At 33.9% G+C, this 20,326-nt stretch carries 21 protein-coding genes and 2 pseudogenes; 8 read left to right on the plus strand and 15 right to left on the minus strand.

Going from position 1 to position 20,326, the window contains the following annotated elements:
- Nucleotides 1-43 precede the first annotated feature (43 nt).
- The gene (locus tag ACNI3C_RS01690; protein WP_419770529.1) at nucleotides 44-832 is read left to right on the plus strand and encodes an ABC transporter ATP-binding protein; all 789 of its coding nucleotides are present in this window, start codon (nucleotides 44-46) and stop codon (nucleotides 830-832) included.
- An 18-nt stretch (nucleotides 833-850) separates the two neighbouring features.
- Here the strand turns inward: ACNI3C_RS01690 and ACNI3C_RS01695 are convergent, their stop codons facing one another.
- Together ACNI3C_RS01695 and moaA are read right to left on the minus strand one after the other, a co-directional pair.
- Nucleotides 851-1,867 carry an SPM autocatalytic domain-containing protein gene (locus tag ACNI3C_RS01695; protein ID WP_419770530.1) on the minus strand — a complete coding sequence of 339 codons (1,017 nt, stop codon included), beginning with the start codon at nucleotides 1,865-1,867 and terminating at the stop codon, nucleotides 851-853.
- Between the two features lie 146 nt (nucleotides 1,868-2,013).
- Nucleotides 2,014-2,973: a GTP 3',8-cyclase MoaA gene (moaA, locus tag ACNI3C_RS01700; RefSeq protein WP_419770531.1), complete on the minus strand. Its 960-nt coding sequence runs from the start codon at nucleotides 2,971-2,973 to the stop codon at nucleotides 2,014-2,016.
- 167 nt (nucleotides 2,974-3,140) lie between these two features.
- Between moaA and cobA the strand changes: the two genes are divergently transcribed.
- Entirely contained in the window at nucleotides 3,141-3,878 is a 738-nt protein-coding gene (cobA, locus tag ACNI3C_RS01705; protein WP_419771469.1) for a uroporphyrinogen-III C-methyltransferase, read from the plus strand.
- Nucleotides 3,879-3,881: 3 nt separating this feature from the next.
- On the opposite strand, the gene ACNI3C_RS01710 is transcribed toward cobA, so the two are convergent.
- From ACNI3C_RS01710 to ACNI3C_RS01725, 4 genes are all read right to left on the minus strand, one after another.
- Entirely contained in the window at nucleotides 3,882-4,391 is a 510-nt protein-coding gene (locus ACNI3C_RS01710) for a hypothetical protein (protein WP_419770532.1), read from the minus strand.
- A 103-nt stretch (nucleotides 4,392-4,494) separates the two neighbouring features.
- A complete protein-coding gene (locus ACNI3C_RS01715; RefSeq protein ID WP_419770533.1) occupies nucleotides 4,495-5,064 on the minus strand; it encodes a precorrin-2 dehydrogenase/sirohydrochlorin ferrochelatase family protein in 570 nt (189 codons plus the stop codon).
- A gap of 10 nt (nucleotides 5,065-5,074) precedes the next feature.
- Complete coding sequence (locus ACNI3C_RS01720; RefSeq protein WP_419770534.1) at nucleotides 5,075-5,707, minus strand: Crp/Fnr family transcriptional regulator; 633 nt, start codon at nucleotides 5,705-5,707, stop codon at nucleotides 5,075-5,077.
- Between the two features lie 8 nt (nucleotides 5,708-5,715).
- The gene (locus ACNI3C_RS01725; protein ID WP_419770535.1) at nucleotides 5,716-6,639 is read right to left on the minus strand and encodes a glycosyl transferase; all 924 of its coding nucleotides are present in this window, start codon (nucleotides 6,637-6,639) and stop codon (nucleotides 5,716-5,718) included.
- 193 nt (nucleotides 6,640-6,832) lie between these two features.
- Between ACNI3C_RS01725 and ACNI3C_RS01730 the strand changes: the two genes are divergently transcribed.
- Together ACNI3C_RS01730 and ACNI3C_RS01735 are read left to right on the plus strand one after the other, a co-directional pair.
- On the plus strand, nucleotides 6,833-7,279 hold the full coding sequence (locus ACNI3C_RS01730) for a PAS domain-containing protein (protein ID WP_419770536.1): 447 nt from the start codon (nucleotides 6,833-6,835) through the stop codon (nucleotides 7,277-7,279).
- Nucleotides 7,280-7,289: 10 nt separating this feature from the next.
- Nucleotides 7,290-7,667, plus strand: coding sequence for a hypothetical protein (locus ACNI3C_RS01735; protein WP_419770537.1), 378 nt, complete (start codon nucleotides 7,290-7,292; stop codon nucleotides 7,665-7,667).
- 189 nt (nucleotides 7,668-7,856) lie between these two features.
- Here the strand turns inward: ACNI3C_RS01735 and serS are convergent, their stop codons facing one another.
- Nucleotides 7,857-9,101: a serine--tRNA ligase gene (gene serS / locus ACNI3C_RS01740; protein WP_419770538.1), complete on the minus strand. Its 1,245-nt coding sequence runs from the start codon at nucleotides 9,099-9,101 to the stop codon at nucleotides 7,857-7,859.
- Nucleotides 9,094-9,300 carry a hypothetical protein gene (locus ACNI3C_RS01745; protein ID WP_419770539.1) on the minus strand — a complete coding sequence of 69 codons (207 nt, stop codon included), beginning with the start codon at nucleotides 9,298-9,300 and terminating at the stop codon, nucleotides 9,094-9,096. Before ACNI3C_RS01745 ends, serS begins: the two co-directional genes overlap by 8 nt.
- 116 nt (nucleotides 9,301-9,416) lie before the next feature.
- Between ACNI3C_RS01745 and ACNI3C_RS01750 the strand changes: the two genes are divergently transcribed.
- The gene (locus ACNI3C_RS01750) at nucleotides 9,417-10,703 is read left to right on the plus strand and encodes a TAXI family TRAP transporter solute-binding subunit (RefSeq protein WP_419770540.1); all 1,287 of its coding nucleotides are present in this window, start codon (nucleotides 9,417-9,419) and stop codon (nucleotides 10,701-10,703) included.
- Nucleotides 10,704-10,729: 26 nt separating this feature from the next.
- Nucleotides 10,730-11,698 (plus strand): tryptophan--tRNA ligase, encoded by a 969-nt coding sequence (gene trpS, locus ACNI3C_RS01755; protein ID WP_419770541.1) that lies wholly within the window; start codon nucleotides 10,730-10,732, stop codon nucleotides 11,696-11,698.
- 6 nt (nucleotides 11,699-11,704) lie between these two features.
- Here trpS and ACNI3C_RS01760 read toward each other — a convergent pair.
- The 6 genes and pseudogenes from ACNI3C_RS01760 to ACNI3C_RS01785 all read right to left on the minus strand — a co-directional run.
- Nucleotides 11,705-12,484: pseudogene (locus ACNI3C_RS01760) on the minus strand (methyl-accepting chemotaxis protein); the annotation flags it as partial.
- 597 nt (nucleotides 12,485-13,081) lie between these two features.
- A pseudogene (locus ACNI3C_RS01765) lies at nucleotides 13,082-13,639 on the minus strand (cache domain-containing protein); the annotation flags it as partial.
- A 118-nt stretch (nucleotides 13,640-13,757) separates the two neighbouring features.
- A complete protein-coding gene (locus tag ACNI3C_RS01770) occupies nucleotides 13,758-14,357 on the minus strand; it encodes an FmdE family protein (RefSeq protein ID WP_419770542.1) in 600 nt (199 codons plus the stop codon).
- 10 nt (nucleotides 14,358-14,367) lie between these two features.
- A complete protein-coding gene (locus ACNI3C_RS01775; protein WP_419770543.1) occupies nucleotides 14,368-15,063 on the minus strand; it encodes a class I SAM-dependent DNA methyltransferase in 696 nt (231 codons plus the stop codon).
- Nucleotides 15,063-15,671, minus strand: a complete 609-nt coding sequence (gene hisG, locus ACNI3C_RS01780; RefSeq protein ID WP_419770544.1) for an ATP phosphoribosyltransferase — start codon at nucleotides 15,669-15,671, stop codon at nucleotides 15,063-15,065. The genes ACNI3C_RS01775 and hisG overlap by 1 nt, the downstream gene beginning before the upstream one ends.
- Entirely contained in the window at nucleotides 15,649-16,275 is a 627-nt protein-coding gene (locus ACNI3C_RS01785) for a type III pantothenate kinase (RefSeq protein ID WP_419770545.1), read from the minus strand. Before ACNI3C_RS01785 ends, hisG begins: the two co-directional genes overlap by 23 nt.
- Nucleotides 16,276-16,624: 349 nt before the next feature.
- On the opposite strand from ACNI3C_RS01785, the gene ACNI3C_RS01790 reads away from it, so the two are divergent.
- Nucleotides 16,625-18,763 (plus strand): TonB-dependent copper receptor, encoded by a 2,139-nt coding sequence (locus tag ACNI3C_RS01790; protein WP_419770546.1) that lies wholly within the window; start codon nucleotides 16,625-16,627, stop codon nucleotides 18,761-18,763.
- Between the two features lie 113 nt (nucleotides 18,764-18,876).
- Here ACNI3C_RS01790 and ACNI3C_RS01795 read toward each other — a convergent pair whose 3' ends face one another.
- A complete protein-coding gene (locus ACNI3C_RS01795; protein WP_419770547.1) occupies nucleotides 18,877-19,218 on the minus strand; it encodes a hypothetical protein in 342 nt (113 codons plus the stop codon).
- 151 nt (nucleotides 19,219-19,369) lie between these two features.
- On the opposite strand from ACNI3C_RS01795, the gene ACNI3C_RS01800 reads away from it, so the two are divergent.
- Nucleotides 19,370-20,323, plus strand: a complete 954-nt coding sequence (locus ACNI3C_RS01800) for a cation diffusion facilitator family transporter (RefSeq protein ID WP_419770548.1) — start codon at nucleotides 19,370-19,372, stop codon at nucleotides 20,321-20,323.
- The last annotated feature ends 3 nt before the right edge of the window (nucleotides 20,324-20,326 follow it).

Below are 20,326 nucleotides of genomic sequence, written 5' to 3' on the forward strand. Positions count from 1 at the left end.
CTTTAAAAAAATAAGTTTTATCTTAAGCAGAAAAAGGGAACAGATGAATATCATCGATTTTGAAAACATACATGCCAGTTATGAAGAGAGACTTATTTTAAAAGAGTTGACATTAAAAATTAAAGAGCAAGAACATTGGGCGATTTTAGGAGCCAATGGAAGTGGAAAATCAACGCTGATTAAACTCATCTCTTCAGAAATTCATCCTCGACAACAGTATACTTATAAAAAAGAGATTTTAGGCAAAGAGCGTTACTCTTTACTTGATTTAAAAAAAATGCTGGGGATTATTACCAATGATTTGCACAACTACTTTTATACACAAGGAGCTTATTTAACCGCCTATGAAGTGGTTTTAAGTGGGCACTACAGTTCCATTGGTATTTTTAAACACCAAGATTTCACTCAAGAACAACATGACAAAGCCATGGAAGTTTTAGAGTTTTTAGAGATTACGCATTTAAAAGACAAACAAGTGGGTACCATGAGTACAGGAGAGTTACGAAAGTCTATCATAGGAAGAGCATTGGTGCATGAACCCAAAGCTTTTATACTGGATGAACCCACTGTTGGTTTGGATATAAAAGCACAAATCAATTTTATTGAACTTTTACGTAAACTCTCTAAAAAATCGACCATCATTTTAGTCACACATCACATTGAAGAGATATTTGAAGAGATTAACCATATTGCTTTGATTAAAAATCAAACCATCTTTAAACAAGGGTTCAAACAAGAGATTCTGACCTCAGAAAATATCTCTGAAACTTTTGACACGCCTTTGAGTGTTGGACAAAATGGAGGCCGCTATTTTATTCAACCTCTGCACTAAGAGAAAAAACCTCTTCTCTTAGGCAATAAAATTTAAAGAACTTAAAACACCTGCTGTACCATCTTCTCTTAAAAATATGGAACTGGATTTAAGTTGAGCAATACCCTCCTTGACCGATTTATTGTATGAAAATTCAGTTGTCATGTCATTCAAATACAACGCACCAATACCGGATTGTCCCAAGGCAATTAACGTATCTTCGCCGCTTTCATTTTTTGTCCAAATTCTCAAATCATCAAAAATGGGGTCATTTTCATCAATCCAATCATTGCCATCGCTGTCATAGGCTCTTAACTCTGCAAAAGCATCATTGGTATTGGGACCAAAAAGCTCACTGCCATTATCAATGCTTCCATTTGAATCTCTGTCCCACGCCAAAAAACCATTGCCATCTTTTAACCGCGGTATTTCTAATTGTGTCCCATCTGAATTGATGTCAAAATTAAAATACATGCTTTCGCTTACACTGTCAAAGGCCGTACTGCTACTTGCATATTGTATGACCAATGGATCTAAAAATCTCACCTCTTCAAAGTTGATGGTTTCACTGTGCTTTTCATAAAACTCTTTTGTGTAAGACAAGTCCAAATCAATCGTAATATCTTTGTCTGCAGTTTTTATAATGGCTTGCGTATTAAACTCAACTGAATCTTTTTTCGTGTATTCCACACTGCGCTCAATAGTGGCACTGTTTTTAATCAGCAGTTTTTGAGACTCTTGAACAGGCAAGGAACACGATTCATCAAGATTCAGTGACGCCAAATTAATTTTTTTCCCTCCACATAAAAACTTTTGCAATATCAACTCTAAAATCACTCTACGAATGGCTGATTCATGAGGATTTACAAAGTTATCATTTGTGTTTTTTATACTGTTTGAAGAGAGATCTTCTAAATTATTTTGATTGATGTCTTCGCTGTTTTCATCAGCCAAACCAAGTATTTCTTGTTTGAAACTAAAATATGATTGATAAGACATTTCCAAAGAACTTTGAGTATGCGAACTCATTTTCACGTCTGATGATTCAATTTTCATAATAACTCCTTTTTGAATTTGTTATTATTAATGATAATACATTCAGAAAAAAAAATGAAGAGAAAAAGGGTATAAATAATCAATAAAATTATTTATACTGAGCTTTTTAATTTAATATAAAGAATTGAAGAAACAACATAGACGCATCAGCCTCCTGTTTCATAAAAGGCTCTGCTTGAAGTAGTATCGTCATTCCACCTATTCTTTTCGGGCTTTTTAGACAAAACATCTTTTAAAATCGCTACGGCTTTTTCAATATCGTTATTTTGAATCGCATCTTTGATGCTTTGAGCATCTTCAAAATATAAACATGGAATCAACACCCCACTTGCTGTCAATCTTACCCGATTACATGTGGCACAAAAATCATCTTTATGCGGTTCAATAATACCAAAGACATAACCATCTTCCAGCTTGTAGTTTTGAGAAGGGGAACTGCCTGTTCTCTCTATTTTTGTAAAGGGATATTTTGCTTTTATGATCTCTTGCAGTTCTTCAGAAGTGTACCCTTTGGCATCTATCATAGCATGTTGATTCTCCATAAACTCAATGAAACGAATCTCATACCCTTTAGTTTTACAAAATTCTAAAATATCAAGAATTTCGCCATCATTAATACCTTGCATAGGAACACAATTGACTTTGATTTTAAGCCCGACTTCACGTGCCTTTTCAATCCCTTCTAACACTTTTTTTAACACATCTTTTTGTGCAATTTTTTCTGCAACTTCTTCTTTTAAAGAGTCCAAGGAGACATTGATTCTTTTTAAACCTGCATCTTTGAGTTTTTGGGCATAATTGGACAATAAATAGCCATTTGTCGTTAATGCTAAGTCAATATCTTCTTTATAATCGGCAATCATTTTAACAAAATGTTCTAAACCATCTCGTAAAAGTGGTTCTCCTCCAGTAATTCTGACTTTTTTAATTCCCTCATCAATGGCAACTTTTGTAAATTTAAACAAATCCTCATATGATAATAAATTCTCCCTTGGAACCCAAGAAAAGGGTTTTTCTGGCATACAGTATTGGCATCTGAAGTTACATCTTTCTGTAACAGAGACCCGTAAATAATCAACCATACGGTTGTGTCCATCTATTAACATATTCATCCACTTAATTATAATTTTTGATAGGATAATATAAAATGGCTTAAATAAAATGTTATCAGATAGCTAACTTCTCTTTAAAAGAAATTATTAAAATTGTCGATTCTTTCAAATCTAAGTGAATATATCCTATAAACCATCTGATATTTTAATCTTTCAAGGAAATAGGCATGGTATATTTAACAGGTGCAGGGCCTGGAGACACAGAACTTTTAACACTTAAAGCCGCACGTGTCATACAAACAGCAGATATTATTATCTATGACAGATTGGCCAATCCCGATATTTTAAACATGGCAAAAAAGAGTGTTGTTTTAACGTATGTAGGAAAAGAGAACAAAAAACACACCGTTCGACAAGAACAAATCAATGAAATTATCTATCAAGCTTCACTTAAGCATACCAATGTGGTACGTTTAAAAGGGGGAGACCCTTTTGTTTTTGGACGAGGAGGAGAAGAAGCCCTATATTTGTATGACAGAGACGTTGCTTTTGAAATAATCCCCGGTATCAGCTCTGCAGTATCTGTTCCAGCGTATGCAGGGATACCCGTCACACACAGAGGTGTAACCACCTCTTTTCGAGTTGTCACAGGACATGAAACACCTCACAAAAAGATTTCACAACTTGAGTGGCAAACTTTTTTAAACGATGAAACCATTGTCTTTTTAATGGGTTATCACAACATTGAACTCATTACGTCTAAACTCATATCTTTAGGAAAACGTCCTGATTATCCTTGTGCAGTTATCTCTAAAGGAACCACCCCTGAACAAAGAGTCGTTACAGGCACTCTAGAAAATATTGTAAAACTCTCAGTGGGTATGCCAACCCCTGCTATTATTGTTGTAGGAGAGGTAGTCACACTTCGAGATAAAATTCAATGGTTTCAGCCTAAATAACAATCAATGATGTGCAGAAGAGATTTTATCCTCTTTTTGCCATCGTCGTTTTAAATTATTGATATAAACAATTAATATAAAAAAGATTGAGGATGTCACACCCAAAACCATAAGCAAACTGGTCTCTTCTGGTACGGTATCAAGCAAAATAAGTTTTCGAATAATGACCACAAAAGCAATCTCTAAAAACGTCAAAGCATACTCAAAACCACTCTTTATAAACAGGGTTTTAACAATGGCTAAAACAATGAGCGTAAACAATCCATCGGTAAGAATCATTTTAATTGAAACAAAATCCAATGCCCCTTGTGAGAGAGTAAATGAGATCATTTTATGCGAAAGACTTATGATACAAATGGCCAAATAGAACATCATACTGATTATAAACAGATATTTAAGCATATTAATAAAACGCAAAAGTATGATATCTACTCTCTTTTCTAAAATTTTATCAATGCTGTTGACTTTAATAAAAACCTTTTCGACGATACTTTTTTTAGCAGCTTCTTTCACGTGGATTTTCCTTGTGTGTGGTGAAGTAAATTTTTCCGAATAGTATCACAGAAGTGCTAAAAAAACAAGAGAAAATGAACCAATATTCATAAAGAATTTTTTCTTACTTTTTTTGCCAATTTTGAATATAATCTTGCGCTTTTTTATCCAAGAATTGCATACGTTCTTTCCCTTTGGGCATGGTTTTTCTGTACTGTTTCATCTGGAGTAAAAATTCAATCATTGAATCGGGTATGAGTTTTGAAAAATAGATTCGAAGTTGTTTTGCCACCGCTGGAGATGCCCCTCCTGTAGAAATGGCAATGGTTAAATCCCCTTTTTTAACATACGAAGGAAAGATAAAATCGCAGTATTTTTGTAAATCTACACAGTTACACAAACAGTTTTTGCCTCGTGTTTCAAAATAAATCTGCTCTTGTAAAACAAAATTATCAATGGCAGCTATGACAATATCAAACCCCTCAATATCGTTTTTTTCATACGCTTTTTTTAACTGTCTGAGTTGATGCTCTTGAATGAGTTTTTGAGTCTGTGCATTGAACTCTTGGGCAATCAAAGTGATGTTTTTTGTAAAATCAAGCAGATGTTCAAGCTTCTCTAACGCCACACTCCCACCACCAATGATAAGAATTTTTTTGTCATCAAACTTTAAAAATGCGGGGAAATATGCCATGGTTGCCCTTTTATTCGAAATAAGCTTTTAAAGCTTCTTTATTGATTTTTTTATTTTTAATATCTATGAGATGTTCATCTTTAAAGCGTTTCAGTGTTCGAGAAAGGGTTTCAGGTGTCATATTTAGAATTTGAGCAATGTGCACATTTTTGGTGCTAAAAAAGTTCTCATCATTCTCATAAATATATTTTGCTACTTTCTCTTTGGTATCTAAAACCAAATGCGTAGAGATGATATTTTCAAGATTTTTAATTTTTTTAAGAAGTGAAATGTTCATCTTAAAACACAATTCTGGAGAAGTGAGAATGATCTCTTTTAATTTTAAAAAATCAATCTTAAGTACTTCAATAGGCGTAAATGCTTCAGCGGTTGCAGGATAAGCAATTTGTTGAAAACTCGCCGCTTCGGCAATGAGTTCCCCCGCTTGAAAATATTTTAAAATAATCTCTTTATTATTGGAAGCTGTTTTGTAAAGTTTGATGATGCCTTTGGTTAAAATATACAAATAATCCGATTCATCGCCCTCATAAAAGAGAATATTCTCTTTGTTTAACTTTTCAAAAAAAGTAAACTCTTTGATTTTTTCAAGCGTTGTTTCATCTAAATCACTGAATAAAAAAATATCTCTTACTCTATCTACCACAATCTCTCCTATATATTTTCAAGCAAACAATAACCCTCTTCAATAGACGCAACACGTTTGGTGCTAAAGAGTAAAATTGCTGCATTGAGTTTTGCCAATTGCATGATTCCAACACTTGGATTGTTTAAAATTTCAATGTTCTCTTCAATGGTAATATTTTCATACTCTTTGGAATATTCAATGCCAAAATCAGCCAAAGAAACACTCTTTTCAATGATGTCGCCCTCAATTTTTTCCCAATATTTAAAGTCTGAAAACACTTCTGGATTTCCTTCACTTCCTTTAAGTATCACCATTTTAGAGTAGTTTTCACCAAAAAGGTCAAAATATTTTTTCACATACGGTTTATGAAAAGCCGAAGTAATGGCATATTTTGAATTGGCTGGATTTAAAAGCTTCTCAACAGTATTAAAAATCGATCGCATAAAGAGTTTTTTTCTCAAGTCAGTCAATTGTGATAACTCTTCAAAATAATCCGATCGATCAAAATATTTAATATTCTCAGAGAGTTTAATCGATGTCACCAAATGTTTTAGTGTCAAACCTTTTTTCGCAGGTTGTGCGAAATCTCCTGAAATGACAATATCAAAGGGTTTAACATCGCTGTTTTGTTCAAAAAGTTTTTTAAGTATGTGTCCATACAAAGGAAACAAAAAGGGTTGGTCTGTTTTTCCATCGTATGAAAATCCCAACTCCACACTCTCAAAAATATCGACTCTTTTGATGTATTTATCAAAAGCCTTATAACACCCTTTAAGTTCATCATCGCTTTCAAGTTTAACCCTTAAGCACATTAAAAAAGCGGCCGCTTGCTCAGGCTCACACTGGTTTTCCAAAATTTGTTCAATGGCTTCACCTATCTCTTCTTGAGTCAAATCTCTGTTTGACTTAGGTCCTGTTGCAACAGCTTTTATGTATTTAAAAAAACTCATTATGACTCCTGTATTATCTCTTTATAATATTAGCATATAAAACAGAGTAATGGCTTATAAACTCTTTAAAGAGGATAATTTATATCTTATTTAAAGATAGAAACACCTACTTTTTTACTCTATACTTTTTATAGTCTAAAAGTGCTATAATACACTACAACATAATAAAATATGCTCTTTAAAAGGAACTATCGTGGATTATAATAACAGTGAATTTTTAGTTGAAACCGTTTTAGAGGAAAACGAAATCATTGAATCAAAAACAGATTTAAAAGGGGTAATCACTTATGCCAATGAAACTTTTGCTAAAATCAGTGGTTATTCGGTAGAAGAGTTAGTAGGAAAATCTCATAACATTGTACGACACCCAGATATGCCAAAAATTGTCTTTAAAGAGATGTGGCAAACCATCAAGGAGTATAACATTTGGAAAGGGTTTATCAAAAACATGACCAAAGATGGTGGTTTTTATTGGGTTCATGCGGAAGTATCAGGCGTATTTAGTAACAGAGAGATTGTTGCGTACAAATCCATACAAACCCCCATTCGTTATGAAGATAAACTCGAATCTCAAATCAAATACGATAAAATCAGAGAAAACACCAAAGGTGAACTCAAACGAACAGTCATGTACCAATAAGGAACGGTATATGTTTAAATGGCTCAGCTGCTTACTTTTTTTTGCAATGCAATTAAATGCTTATTCGAGCCATGTAATTAATGCATATGCTGTGAGTGTTTATGATAAAGATATGCATGAAGAGAATATCCAAGGCAAACGTCAAACTTCCAAGGATTATAATGGGGTAGTTTATTCTAAAATATATGTATTTGGTACACTTCTTCAAGCACGAGTCCATGTCAAGATTGGCAATTCTATAGGAAGTGAAATAGACCAAAGAGCCATTGTGAAAAATAATTTACACATTGGGAATGAACTCATTTTCAAACATTCCACCGTGAAAAGTGGCTATTTAGAAGTGAGTGTCGATAATAAGATTTTTGATCAAAGTTTGTATGTAAAGTAGGCAGTTCACTTTTCTTACGATTTTGCCTCCGGTGGTGCTCATTCTTCGCACATCACCTTCGGTTCCGAACCTAGAAAAGTGAAGCAGTTCACTTTTCTTACGATTTTGCCTTCGGTGGTGTTCGTTCCTCACACATCACCTTTGGTTCCGAACCTAGAAAAGTGAAGCAGTTCACTTTTCTTACGGTTCTCACATATATTTTTTTAGGACTTCTGGGATTTTTATGCTTCCATCTGCTTGTTGATAGTTTTCCATAATAGCTACTAACGTTCTTCCAACAGCTAAACTTGAACCATTTAACGTATGTGCTAAGGTATTCTTTTTCCCATCTTTAAATCGGATTTTTGCTCGTCTTGCTTGGAACTCTCGGGTATTAGAAATAGAAGAGATTTCTCTGAATTTTCCTTGTCCTGGAAGCCAAACTTCTAAGTCAATCGTTGTGGCAGCACTGAAACCCAAATCACCTGTACATAACTGTACTTTTTGGTGGCATAGACCCAATGAACTCAATAAATCACTCGCACATTTCACCATTTGTTCAAAAACCACATCACTTTGAGCAGGCGTAGTAATGGCTACCATTTCTACTTTATCAAATTGGTGTTGTCTTATTAATCCTCTGGTATCTCTTCCTGCACTTCCCGCTTCTTTTCTAAAACAAGGCGTGTATGAAGTCAATAAAAGTGGCAGTTCTGCTTCTTCTAAAATTTCATCGTTATACAGATTGGTTAAACTCACTTCTGCTGTGGGGATAAGGTATAAATCTTCTCCCTCAATTTTAAATAAATCATCGGCAAATTTTGGCAATTGACCTGTGCCTTGAAGGGTATTTGAGTTCGCCATAAACGGCACATACCACTCATTAAATCCACGCTCTCGGTTAAAGTCCAACATGTAGTTAATTAGCGCTCGCTCCATTCTTGCAGCTTGTCCACTTAAGGCTGTAAATCTTGACTTGGCAATTTTTACTCCTCTTACAAAATCAAGCGTACCGTTGGCTTCACCTAAATCCCAATGTTCTTTGGGTTCAAAGCTGAATTCTGGTTTAATCCCCACAACTTCTAACACCACATTTTCGTTTTCATCCGCACCACTTGGAACAGCATCATCCGGTAAATTTGGCACACCTAAAGCAATCGCTTCCAGTTCCTCTTCTAAAACTCTCACTTCCTCTTCTAAAGTTTGTTTTTGAGTTTTAAGGGCATTGATATTCTCTTGTAAAGGGGCAACATCTAAGCCCTCTTTTTTATATCGTCCAAACTCTTTTGAAAGAAGATTTTGTTGAGCTGTGACCTCTTCCATGAGTTGTCTTTTATCTTTTGCATTTAAAGCCAATGTTTTTAAAGAGGCCAAAACTTGAGCGTCCACACCTTTTCTTGTCAGCTTTGCTGCAACGCTTTCGTAATCTCTTTGTAATAATTTTATATCAACCATTCATCTCTACTTTTATTATCATATTTCCATCTTCATATACCGCGCGAAAATGGTGTTTTTCACAAAATACTTCATTCATAATCATGCATCGTTTATTGGCAACTTCTAAAGCTTCTTCAACAGTATCAAACTCTTCAATAGCCGCAAAATCCGACTCTTGGAAGCATTTACACTCTTTTTCCATTTTAATTAAAGCCATACTACTCCAATTCATTTTTGCAAATTATATCAAACAAAAGCCTACAACTTTCTTTTTTATCATTTTCTAATGAGAATTTATATAAAGTGGTTATGATACTATCTTTAGGATATGCCATGAATAACTTCTTAAAAATATACCTTCCTATTTTCATTTTTGTATTTTTGGCTTTTTTTGTGACTTCTCGTTTTATTGAACCCGCACCAGAAAAAAAACTCATCATTGCAGCAGGAAGTCTGGATGGCACATATTATAAAACTGCAATGGAATACAAAAAACTTTTAGAACAAGATAAAGTAGAAGTGACCATTTTACAGACTGCTGGTTCAATTGAAAATGCGCAACTGCTTGAAGCCAAAAAAGCCGATATTGCATTTATTCAAAATGGCATTTTAACTTCAAAACAAAAAGAGAATTTGGAATCATTGGCCTCAATTTATTATGAACCTTTATGGGTTTTTTATAAAAGTAAAGGATTTCAAATTAACTATATCATTGAACTCATTGGTCAAAAAACATCGATTGGCACACAAGGAAGTGGCACACAAGATTTATCATTAACCATTTTAAATGACAATGGCATCAATGAAAGCAACAGTACTCTTTTAAATTATACGACACAAGATGCCAAAGAAGCTCTTTTAAAAGGGGAAATCGATGCTATGGTTTTGGTGGTTTCACCCAATGCCCCAATTATTAAAGAGCTGCTTGAAAATCCAACAATCAATATCTTAAGTATTAAAAGAGCCCGTGCTTACAGTCAAAAATACTCATTTTTAACGACTTTGACCCTTTATGAGGGAACAATGGATTTATATAAAAATCTTCCCTATAACAACATCAACCTTTTAGCCACCACTGCAAATTTGGTCTCAAGAGAGGGAATTTCAGATGAACTGATTCGTCTGTTTTTAAAAAAAGTCAAAATGACACACACGAAAAAAACCCTCTTTTCTCAAGAGAATGAGTTCCCCAATTTGAATAACTTAGAGACAAAAATCAACTCCGAAGCTCAAAAATATTTTGAAAATGGCGACAGTTGGTTGGAGTCTATTTTCCCTTATTGGATTGCTTCAAATATTGACCGACTCAAAATTTTAATCATTCCTTTTTTAACTTTATTGTTCCCACTGTTTAAAGGGGTGATGCCTCTTTATCGCTGGACAATGCGCTCAAAAATCTACAAATGGTATGACGATATCAATGATATTGACAAAACCATTCCACGTCTTACGCATGAAGAGCTGCTGAGCAATTTAGCCACCATTGAGAATTTAAAAATTGAAATCAGCAATCAAACCAAAGTGCCATTGGCTTTTATGGGGGAGTACTACAATTTACTTTTACATGTTGAGATGGTGATTACAAAAATAAAAGAAAAGCTAAAAACTAATTCGCTATAATAAAAAAAAATTTAGAGGAATAGAGTTTGAGAATTTTATCAGGTATTCAGCCATCAGGAACGATTCACATTGGAAATTATTTTGGAATGATTAAAAAAATGATTGAATCCCAAGACGATGGCGAACTGTTTGCATTTATTGCATCATATCACGCGATGACATCTGTCAAAGACAAAGATTTTTTACAAAAAAATATCATGGAAGCTACGGTTAACTTTTTAGCATTGGGAATGGATCCAGAGAAATCAACCTTTTGGGTACAACACGATGTCAAAGAGGTACTTGAACTCTATTGGATTCTTTCAAACCATACCTCTATGGGTCTGTTAGAGCGAGCACACTCATATAAAGATAAAGTAGCCAGAGGTTTTCCAACAAACCATGGTCTGTTCTCTTATCCTGTTTTAATGGCAGCGGATATATTATTGTTCGATTCAAATATTGTGCCTGTAGGAAAAGACCAAATTCAACATGTGGAGATTACACGAGATATTGCCAACACGTTTAACAATCACTGTGGCAAAGAGATTTTTATAATGCCTGAAGCAAAAGTGGATGAAATTGTTGCTACTGTACCTGGAACCGATGGAGCGAAAATGTCAAAGTCATATGGCAATACCATTGATATGTTTGGAACGGCAAAAGGGGTAAAAAAACAAGTCATGTCAGTGGTAACAGATTCAAAAGGTTTGGATGAAGCCAAAGATTATACCACTTGCAATATCTATAAATTGTGTGAACTTTTTATGTCAGAAGATGAGTTACAAGTATTACAAAAAAGATATGCCACGCCAGGTGAAGGGTATGGTCATTTTAAGCTCACTCTTTTAGATAAAATCAATGAGCACTTTGCCCCCTATGCGGACAAACGAAATTACTACTTCAATCACCCAGAAGAAGTGCGAGAAATTTTAGCACATGGTGCTTCAAAAGCCAGAAAAATTGCTCAAGCTAAAATGGAAATCATTCGAGAGGCAGTGGGCTTAAAATATTAAGCCCATCTATTTTATCTTCTCTTTGCCGTTAAACTCTTTGGCATTGGCATGAGAAACAATCAATTTTGCTATTGTATCCGTTGACATTGCAATCTCTTTTGTTCCCGATGCAATGGCCGCATTCTCTTGCGTTTGTTTATCCAATTGTGAAACGGCATCATTGATTTGTTCAATTCCAATCAACTGCTCTTTGCTTGAGTTTTCAACATCTTTGATAAGCTCAATGGTATGTGTAATTTTTTCACTTAAATGTTTATAACCATCAATCATATCTTCAGCAATATTTTTACCCTGATTCGCTTTCATAGTGGCATGCTCAACTAAGGTTTTAATCTTTTTTGCAGCATCTGCACTTCTTGAAGCTAAGTTTCGTACCTCTTGTGCAACTACAGCAAAGCCTTTCCCTGCCTCTCCCGCGGTTGCTGCTTCAACCGCAGCATTAAGGCTTAGAATATTGGTTTGAAAGGCAATTTGATCAATGACAGTGATGGCGTCATTAATGGCAATAACTTGTTTATCAATATCTTCCATTGCCAAAGTCGTTTCATTTGCCAATTTGCTTCCACTGTTTGCTGAAGAGGTTACATCGGTTGCTAAGTGTGCCATTTGTGCAATGTTATTGGTATTGCTTCTGATATTTGATGTAATCTCCTCTAATGCAGCGGCTGTTTGTTCTAAACTGGAAGCCGCTTCATTGGCGCTGTGATTTAAATCTGTCACATTCACTGAAAGTTTGTCTGAACTCTTCTCTAAAAGCAAACCATTCTCTTTATTTTCTATAAGCATACTTGTCACAGAATCGCCTAAGATATTCACTCCTTGTGCCAGTTTTAAAAGGTGTTCTTGCAATCCTTGAGTATTGACTCTTTTTCTGTAATCGTAACTGCTGTACTGAGTTAAAATTGACAATACATTCTCAATATTAAACTCCAAGTGTTTTGCCATATCATTAAGAACAGACTGCAACTTAAGCAATGAAGGATTGCTCACTTTTACATTGAGTCGCTGCGATAAATCACCCGCTTCAAATTTTCCTAAAACTTCAATCGTAGTATGAATAAGTTGATTGTCTTCTTCAATATCTTTTTGAACTTTTTTGATGTTTTTATTGACTTCATTGGCCATTAATCCCAACTCATCATGAGAGTTTAATTGTATGGGTTCAACACTTTGAGTAGATTTATTCAAGTATTTAAAAAAGCCTTGTAAGCCATCTTGAAACAGATAAATGGGCTCAATTAAGAACCGTTTTACCATAGGCAATATCGCTAACACAGATATAATAATCAACGCAATGGCTGTAATAAAAGAGATACTCAATGATTTATTGATTTGAGCATGCACCTCTTGGATTATAAGCTCCATTTGATCATCAATCATATCGACATAAATTCCCGTTACAACTACCCAGTTTAATTCAGGAATATAAATTGACGATGCCATTTTAGGTACAATTTCTCCTGTTTTAGGACGTTTATAAGAGTATGTTACATATTTGTTTTCTTTGGCATTTTTAATCAAATCCAAGCGAAATTTGTACCCTTTAACGTCAGGTTCATCAATATTTGTTTTTTGATTATTTAATTCGGGTTTGGTCGCATGAAATCCAAAATAGACACCATCTTCTTTGACTTCATACGCAAAAAAGTAACCACTTTTATCTTCTAAATAACGAACACCACTTAAAAGTTTAATGATCTCTTGCTTGGCTACTTCTTTGTCTGGATTATTATTCAATGTTGTTTGAATCAGTGATTTTGCCACTGTCAATTCATTTTTTAAAAGCAACTGTTTTTCTTGAACAATGGCATTCTCAAACTCAACAATGGTTTGTTTCAACAATGAATCGGTTTTTAAATAGCTGATAACTGACATAATAACAATTCCACAAACTAAAGGGATGATTGTTAATAACAACATTTTTGACTTTAATGATTTCATTTTTTCTCCTAAACAAAGGAGAGATTTTATCAAAAAAGTGTCACAAATAGAGTATCCTAAAAAATTATTTTTAAAATACTTTTATTTAAATTTTTTTTAGAAAGCCTCTATTTTATAGCTAATTATAAGTAAAACTAATAACTTTATGAATATTATTTACAATAGACTCTACTCTAGCCTGCCACAGTTGAGCAAAAGTTTCTTGCTCTTGTAAATTGGCCGTTTTTGCAATGCATTTTTGCATTAAAATGGGCATATCTTCGTGAGGAGGAATTCTATTTGGCGTATAAAAAACATCCACACTTTTTCCTGTGTCTCGTCGTGTAAATCGGACGTTTGAGGGTATATCCATATTAAAAAACATCAAATGCCGTCTGTCAAAGTTTCCACCTATGCCTTTAAATCCCAAATGCGACGTTGCGCCAGTGATATTGCCAATGACATTGGCAACCACCCCAGCCGTGCCCTCTTTTGAGTCCTCTTTAAACTCTACTTTGATTTCACCTCGTTGAGGCAATTCCTCTTTGTAAAGCGCTTTTAAACCTTCAAGTGTCATAAGATAGGCGCCTAAAACAGTAGGACACGAATGTCCCGCACATTTGACTATATCCAAATAAGAAAATTCGATAATGCCTTCATCAAAAGCACCTAAAAATTGGGAAAGTTTGTCTTGAAGTGTTATGGTTTCAATGGTGTTATAAAACAAAGGGTAATTCATGGGAATCCTTTTACTTTTTTTTACAAACGAATATTAACTTATCGGCCTCATCAAAACTGTGTAAATTGAAATTTTTTATCTCTTCTATTTCAAAGTGTGCATCGTTTAATGCTTTTTTTAAAAATGCCAGCTTATGATAAAACTGCACGATAAAATCTTGCTCTTTTTTAAACAAACCATTTTTGCTTAAAGAAAAAAGTGTAATATCGGTTGTAAGTTTTTCATCTTCAAAAACTGCATCAATGGCAATAAACTTATCCTCTAGGTTTATATTTAAAGACCCTTGCGCAATATCTTCGAAGCCAAAAAGTGAGTTTACATCAAAAATAAAATATCCGCCTTGATTCAAAACAAGGTTGGCTTCATTGAAAAATGTGGGAATTTCTTTTGGGGGAATGTAGTTAATCACATCAAAAATGGCTGTAGCACAATCGTATTTTTCTTTGACATCTTTTAATGCTGTACAAGAAGCCTCAAGCCCTTTTTCTTTGCAATGTTTGATTTGTTCACTGCTTAAATCAATGCCAAAAGCTTGGACATCATTGAATTTTAAGTGTTGTAAAAACGCCCCTTGTCCACACCCAATATCTAAAATATTGTTTTGTTGTTTATGAAAAAGAATGCTTAAAAACTCTTTATGTAAACGTCTGACTTCCTCTTCAAAGTCTAAAAACTCTTCAATACGAGCGTAGAGATTTAAGCCCATTAAAGTGTCGCTTCGATTCTTTCTCTTAAGTCTAAAATTAAATCTTTTTTAGCATAAAAAGAGTTTTTGTTTGAAATTAAATAGACTGAACTTTCCATAATGGTAGGCCCTACTTCAAGCCCATTTTGTTTCATGGTTGTACCTGTTTCCACAATATCCACAATACAATCACTCAACCCCACTAAGGGTGCCAATTCGATTGAACCATAAAGTTTAATGATTTCAACCGCCATGGCTTTTTGTTCAAAATATTTTTTCGCAATGGTTTCGTGTTTGGTAGCAACTTTGATTAAACTTTTTGTCCAATCCAGCTCTTCGCCAGCTCTTAACCCAATGGCCACTTTACATCGCCCTAATCCTAAGTCCAACAATTTAATTAAGTCGTACTCTTTTTCTTCAAGAACATCAAGCCCTACTACACCTAAATCAGCTGCTCCATACATTACATACGTTGGTACGTCTTGGTTTCTCACATTTAAAAAAGTGAATCCCGCTTTTTTTAAAATGAGTTTTCTGTCCTCAAAAACAAACTTTTCACCGAATGCTTTTTCGAACTTCTCCAAGGTCTGTTCTGCAATTCTTCCTTTAGGCAATGCAACTGTTAGCATTAATAATCCCTTTCATATTCTCAAATATTATATCTTTTTTAAAACTGCTGTCAGGGAAAAATGAGCTTAAAAACTCGCCATCTCCACCTGTAAAAAACAGTTTTTTGTTGTGTGCTATCTCTTGTATGGGTAAAATAATTGCTTTTAAAATAGAGTAAGAAATAGCATCTTTTGTATTTTGTGGTATTTTATCTAAGTTTAGCTTTATAGAAAAATCGAAATCCAATTTTGGTGAGATTTGAGGGTATATTTCACGAAAATTTTTAATGCCAGGTAAAATAAAGCCCCCTTTATGTACACCATCCTCCATAATATCTACCGTAATAGCACTGCCTGCATCCACAATAACCCCATTTTCACACCCCACACACGCCACTTTTCTGTCAATACCCATGCCCACATATGTAGTTTCAAACTTCATATACTGCTCTAAGTTAATTGCTGTGGGGTATTGGCTTAAGAGTTTTGCGGTGGCTTTTTCATTGACACTGATAAAATAAATTCTCTTTTTGAGTTCAGGTAAGTTTTCATGCAAAAAATATTTTTGCTCTTTGCCTTCAATTAAAAAATGAAACGTGCTGTTTCCAATATCACATAAAATCATTTTTCACACTCCACTCATTTTACTTTAAATTTCAAAGACATACTGAATTCATCAACGCATTAAATATTTTACACTATTGATATCATTGAGGTTTTTATACTCTTCTATTTCACACTTAACAGCCTCTGATATATCTATGTTATTTTTAATTATAACTTATTTGCTTTAATGTTTGGCTTGTATGTTTAATTGTTATTTTTAAATATCTACTTACGCACTTTTTGTCGCTTTTCCCCTTTCCCATGTTCAGATAAAAAATCAATCCTTTAATGAATCTTAATACAACAAATTAACAAAAACTTAACACCTTTTTTTTAAAATACACGCAATTAAAAAAAAGGAAGTATACGTGAAGAAGAGGATAATTTTATGTTTATCATTATGTACAAGTTTACTCTTAGCCGAAGAGAAAACTACTGAAAATAAAGAAACGATTGTTTTAGAAAAAATACAAGTTGTTTCTATTGTGGAATCTGAAAATCCATTAAAAATTATAGCGGACCCAAAAAATCCGATTCAACCCATTCCTGCGAGTGATGGTGCGGATTTTTTAAAAAATATACCTGGTTTTTCTGTTAAGAGAAAAGGGGGAACAGATGGTGACCCAATATTAAGAGGAATGTCGGGTTCTAAACTTGGAATATTTTCTGATGGACAAGAGATTTATGGAGGATGTGGAGGAAGAATGGATCCACCTACAGCATATATTTTCCCTGAGTCTTACGATAGTGTAGTTATTACCAAAGGGCCTCAAACGGTATTAGTCGGTTCTGGTTTTTCTGCTGGTGTGGTCCAATTTGAGAAGAATCCTAAATATTATTCTACACCAGCTTATGATATTTACTCTTCTTTTAAGCAAGGAAGCTTTGGAAGAAGTGATCAATTTATTGATGTCAGTGGAGGAGGACCTTTAGGATATGCACAATTAATTGCAACTCGTTCACATTCAGATGATTATAAAGATGGTAGAGGTGATACTGTAAACTCTGAATACACAAGATGGAATACAAGTCTTACTTTAGGATATACCCCTACAGATGATACCACTTTTGAAATCTCAGGTTCAAAAGGAGATGGTGAAGCAAAATATGCTGATAGAACGATGGATGCTTCAAAATTACTCAGAGAGAATATTGCACTCAAAATAATAAAATATAATCTGGCAAAAAATATAGACAAAGTTGAAATGCAAGTTTATAGAAACTATGTCGACCATATCATGGATAATTATTCATTAAGAGAACCCCCTATTAGTCCAATGACAGGACAAAAAGCCTATTCCGCTATGAACCCAGATAGAACAACAATTGGAGGAAATCTAAAAGTTACTACTGAAATACCATCTCTTTTATTGACAAATATAACTGGTATAGATTTTAAAGAAGATGAACATACAGGAAGAAGTGCTATGATGAAAACATCTGCTGCTTTAGCTGACAGTACCATGCTTTCAGCATCAAGACAAACTGATTTTGATTTTTCACAAATGGGCTTTTTTAATGAATCTACCATTGATATCAATGAAGATAACCGAATCATTGCTGGAATCAGACTGGACAAGCATGAAGTTACGGATAAAAGAACAAAACTGGGAATGTTGATTTATAATAACCCCAATTATAATAAAACAGAAAAAGATACTTTAACAAGTGGATTTATAAGATATGAAAAAGATATTCCCGATTATGGTTTGAATACCTATATTGGATTTGGACATGCTGAACGATTTGCTGATTATTGGGAAAGAACAAAATATAACCTTGAGGGCATAACCAATGCAAACAAATCAGACCCAAATGCAATCACTTCACAAAATACTCCAGAACCTGAAAAAACAAATCAAATTGATATTGGAGCCAACTGGGCAACGGGTGATTTCACAACTTCAATTTCTATGTTTTATAGTAAAGTCAATGACTATATTTTAAATAGATGGTTCGATGAGAATGGAAATCAAATGACTGTTCCTTATGGCATGGGCACCACAACATATACAACCGTATCTAATATTGATGCAACCATTTATGGTGGAGAATTAAGTGCGAGTTATAACATAACCAATGAGTATAAAATTATAGGATCATTAACACATGTTATTGGGAAAAATGATACAGATAATAAACCTTTAGCTCAACAACCACCACTTGAAGGTAAACTCTCTGTTATGTATGATGATGGCAAATATTCAGCTGGACTTCTTGCAAGATTTATCTCAAAACAAGACAGATATGACATTGGCGCTGGAAGTATTGTTATGAATGGGGTTGATAAAGGGGAAACACCTGGTGCTTCAATTTTCTCTATCAATGGTGGTTATAAATATAATAAAAATGTTTCACTCTCTTTTGGAGTTGACAATTTATTTGACAAAGCATATATAGAACACTTAAGTAATTCAAATGTTTCAAGTGCTACTACTTTTATGGCTCAAGAAAGAATATATGAACCAGGTAGAAATGTTTGGTTTGAATTAAAAACTAAATTCTAAAGTATAATCAAAATTATACCCTAGAGGTTATCTCTACTTTCAATGTGGAGATAAGCTCTAAAAAATAGGCAAACATATATTCTGTTAATTTATAAAAAATAGTGATAAAATCATCAAAAAATTAAAAAATATTTCTCATCCACTTTCCACTCATTTTGCTTCAAAAACTCTTTTGCTTTTGAACAAAGAGGTGAACTAATCAGCAATATTTTCTTTTTAAAATTATGCCCTTGAAAATCGGCTAATTTACAGCAAAGTTCAATAAGTTCTTCAGCATTCTTTCGTATAAATCTGCTTTTTGAATCGTATATAAAAATAGCGTAATAGTTTTTATCAATTCCCGTTCCACAATAAATTTCAACTTTTTTGCGACTCCCAATGGTTTTGGGTTCAATTTTTTCTATGGCTTTAAAAATAATATCTTTGTTGTTAAAATATTGGGTTAAATCTCTCAAACAGTGTTTCCTTATAAAAAAAATATTGTATCAAAAAATTCGTTTTAAAAGCGTTAAGAGGAAGTTTTATTTATAAAGTAATAATCAATATCATTTCATTTTAAGTCAATTTTATATAGACTATACAAAACATTATAGTTGGAAAAATGATATGTCAAACACCTGTAACTTTGGTTTAAATGACCATAAACCTTATTTGGATACTCACAGTCATGAACATCACGACCATGACCACGAACACCATCATGAGCACGGACACTCACATGACCACAGAAGTGGTGATAAAAAACTTTTAAAGATTGCCCTGATTATCACATTTATTACGATGATAGCCGAGTTTGCTGCGGGGTTTGTGTCGCACTCATTGGCACTGATTTCCGATGCCATCCATATGTTTACGCACTCATTTGCCTTAATTGTTTCTCTTATTGCCATTATATTAGCCAGCAAACAAGCCCCACTTGCAAAGACATTTGGTTACTACAGAGCGGAAGTCTTAGCAGCGTTTATCAATGGTATTACCATTGTATTATCCATTGTTTGGATTTTATATGAAGCCGTACTACGCTTTTTAAACCCCACGGTTATTGACCTTAAAGTCGCCTCCATTGTTGCAATTATTGGGCTTGTTGTGAATATTATCACGGGGGTGATTTTAATGCAAGGAGATAGAAACAATCTCAATTTAAAATCAGCATTTGTGCATATGTTAAGCGATGCCCTCTCTTCGGTTGCCATTATTATTGGCTACATTGTCATCTATTTCACTCAATGGTATTTTATTGATATTATTTTGGCAATTTTGGTGGCATTTGTAATCGGGAAATGGGCAGTGGGCATTTTAAAAAGTTCCACCAATACCTTAATGGAAACTTCTCCTTTAGACATTGATACCATAAAAGCTTTTATTGAAAAAAACGAAAAAGTCATCGAACTGCACGATGTACACATTTGGGAAATCACCCAAGATATGTACAACATGACTGCCCATGTTAAAATAGATAAAAAATACATTAAAAACTACGAAGAGATATTACACAACATCAACCATAATTTAAAAGCGAAATTCAAAATTGTGCACACAACGTTTCAATTTGAGTGGTAAGAG

The sequence above is a fragment of the Marinarcus sediminis (SeqCode) genome (assembly GCF_048571275.1).
Classification (GTDB): Bacteria; Campylobacterota; Campylobacteria; order Campylobacterales; family Arcobacteraceae; genus Marinarcus; species Marinarcus sediminis.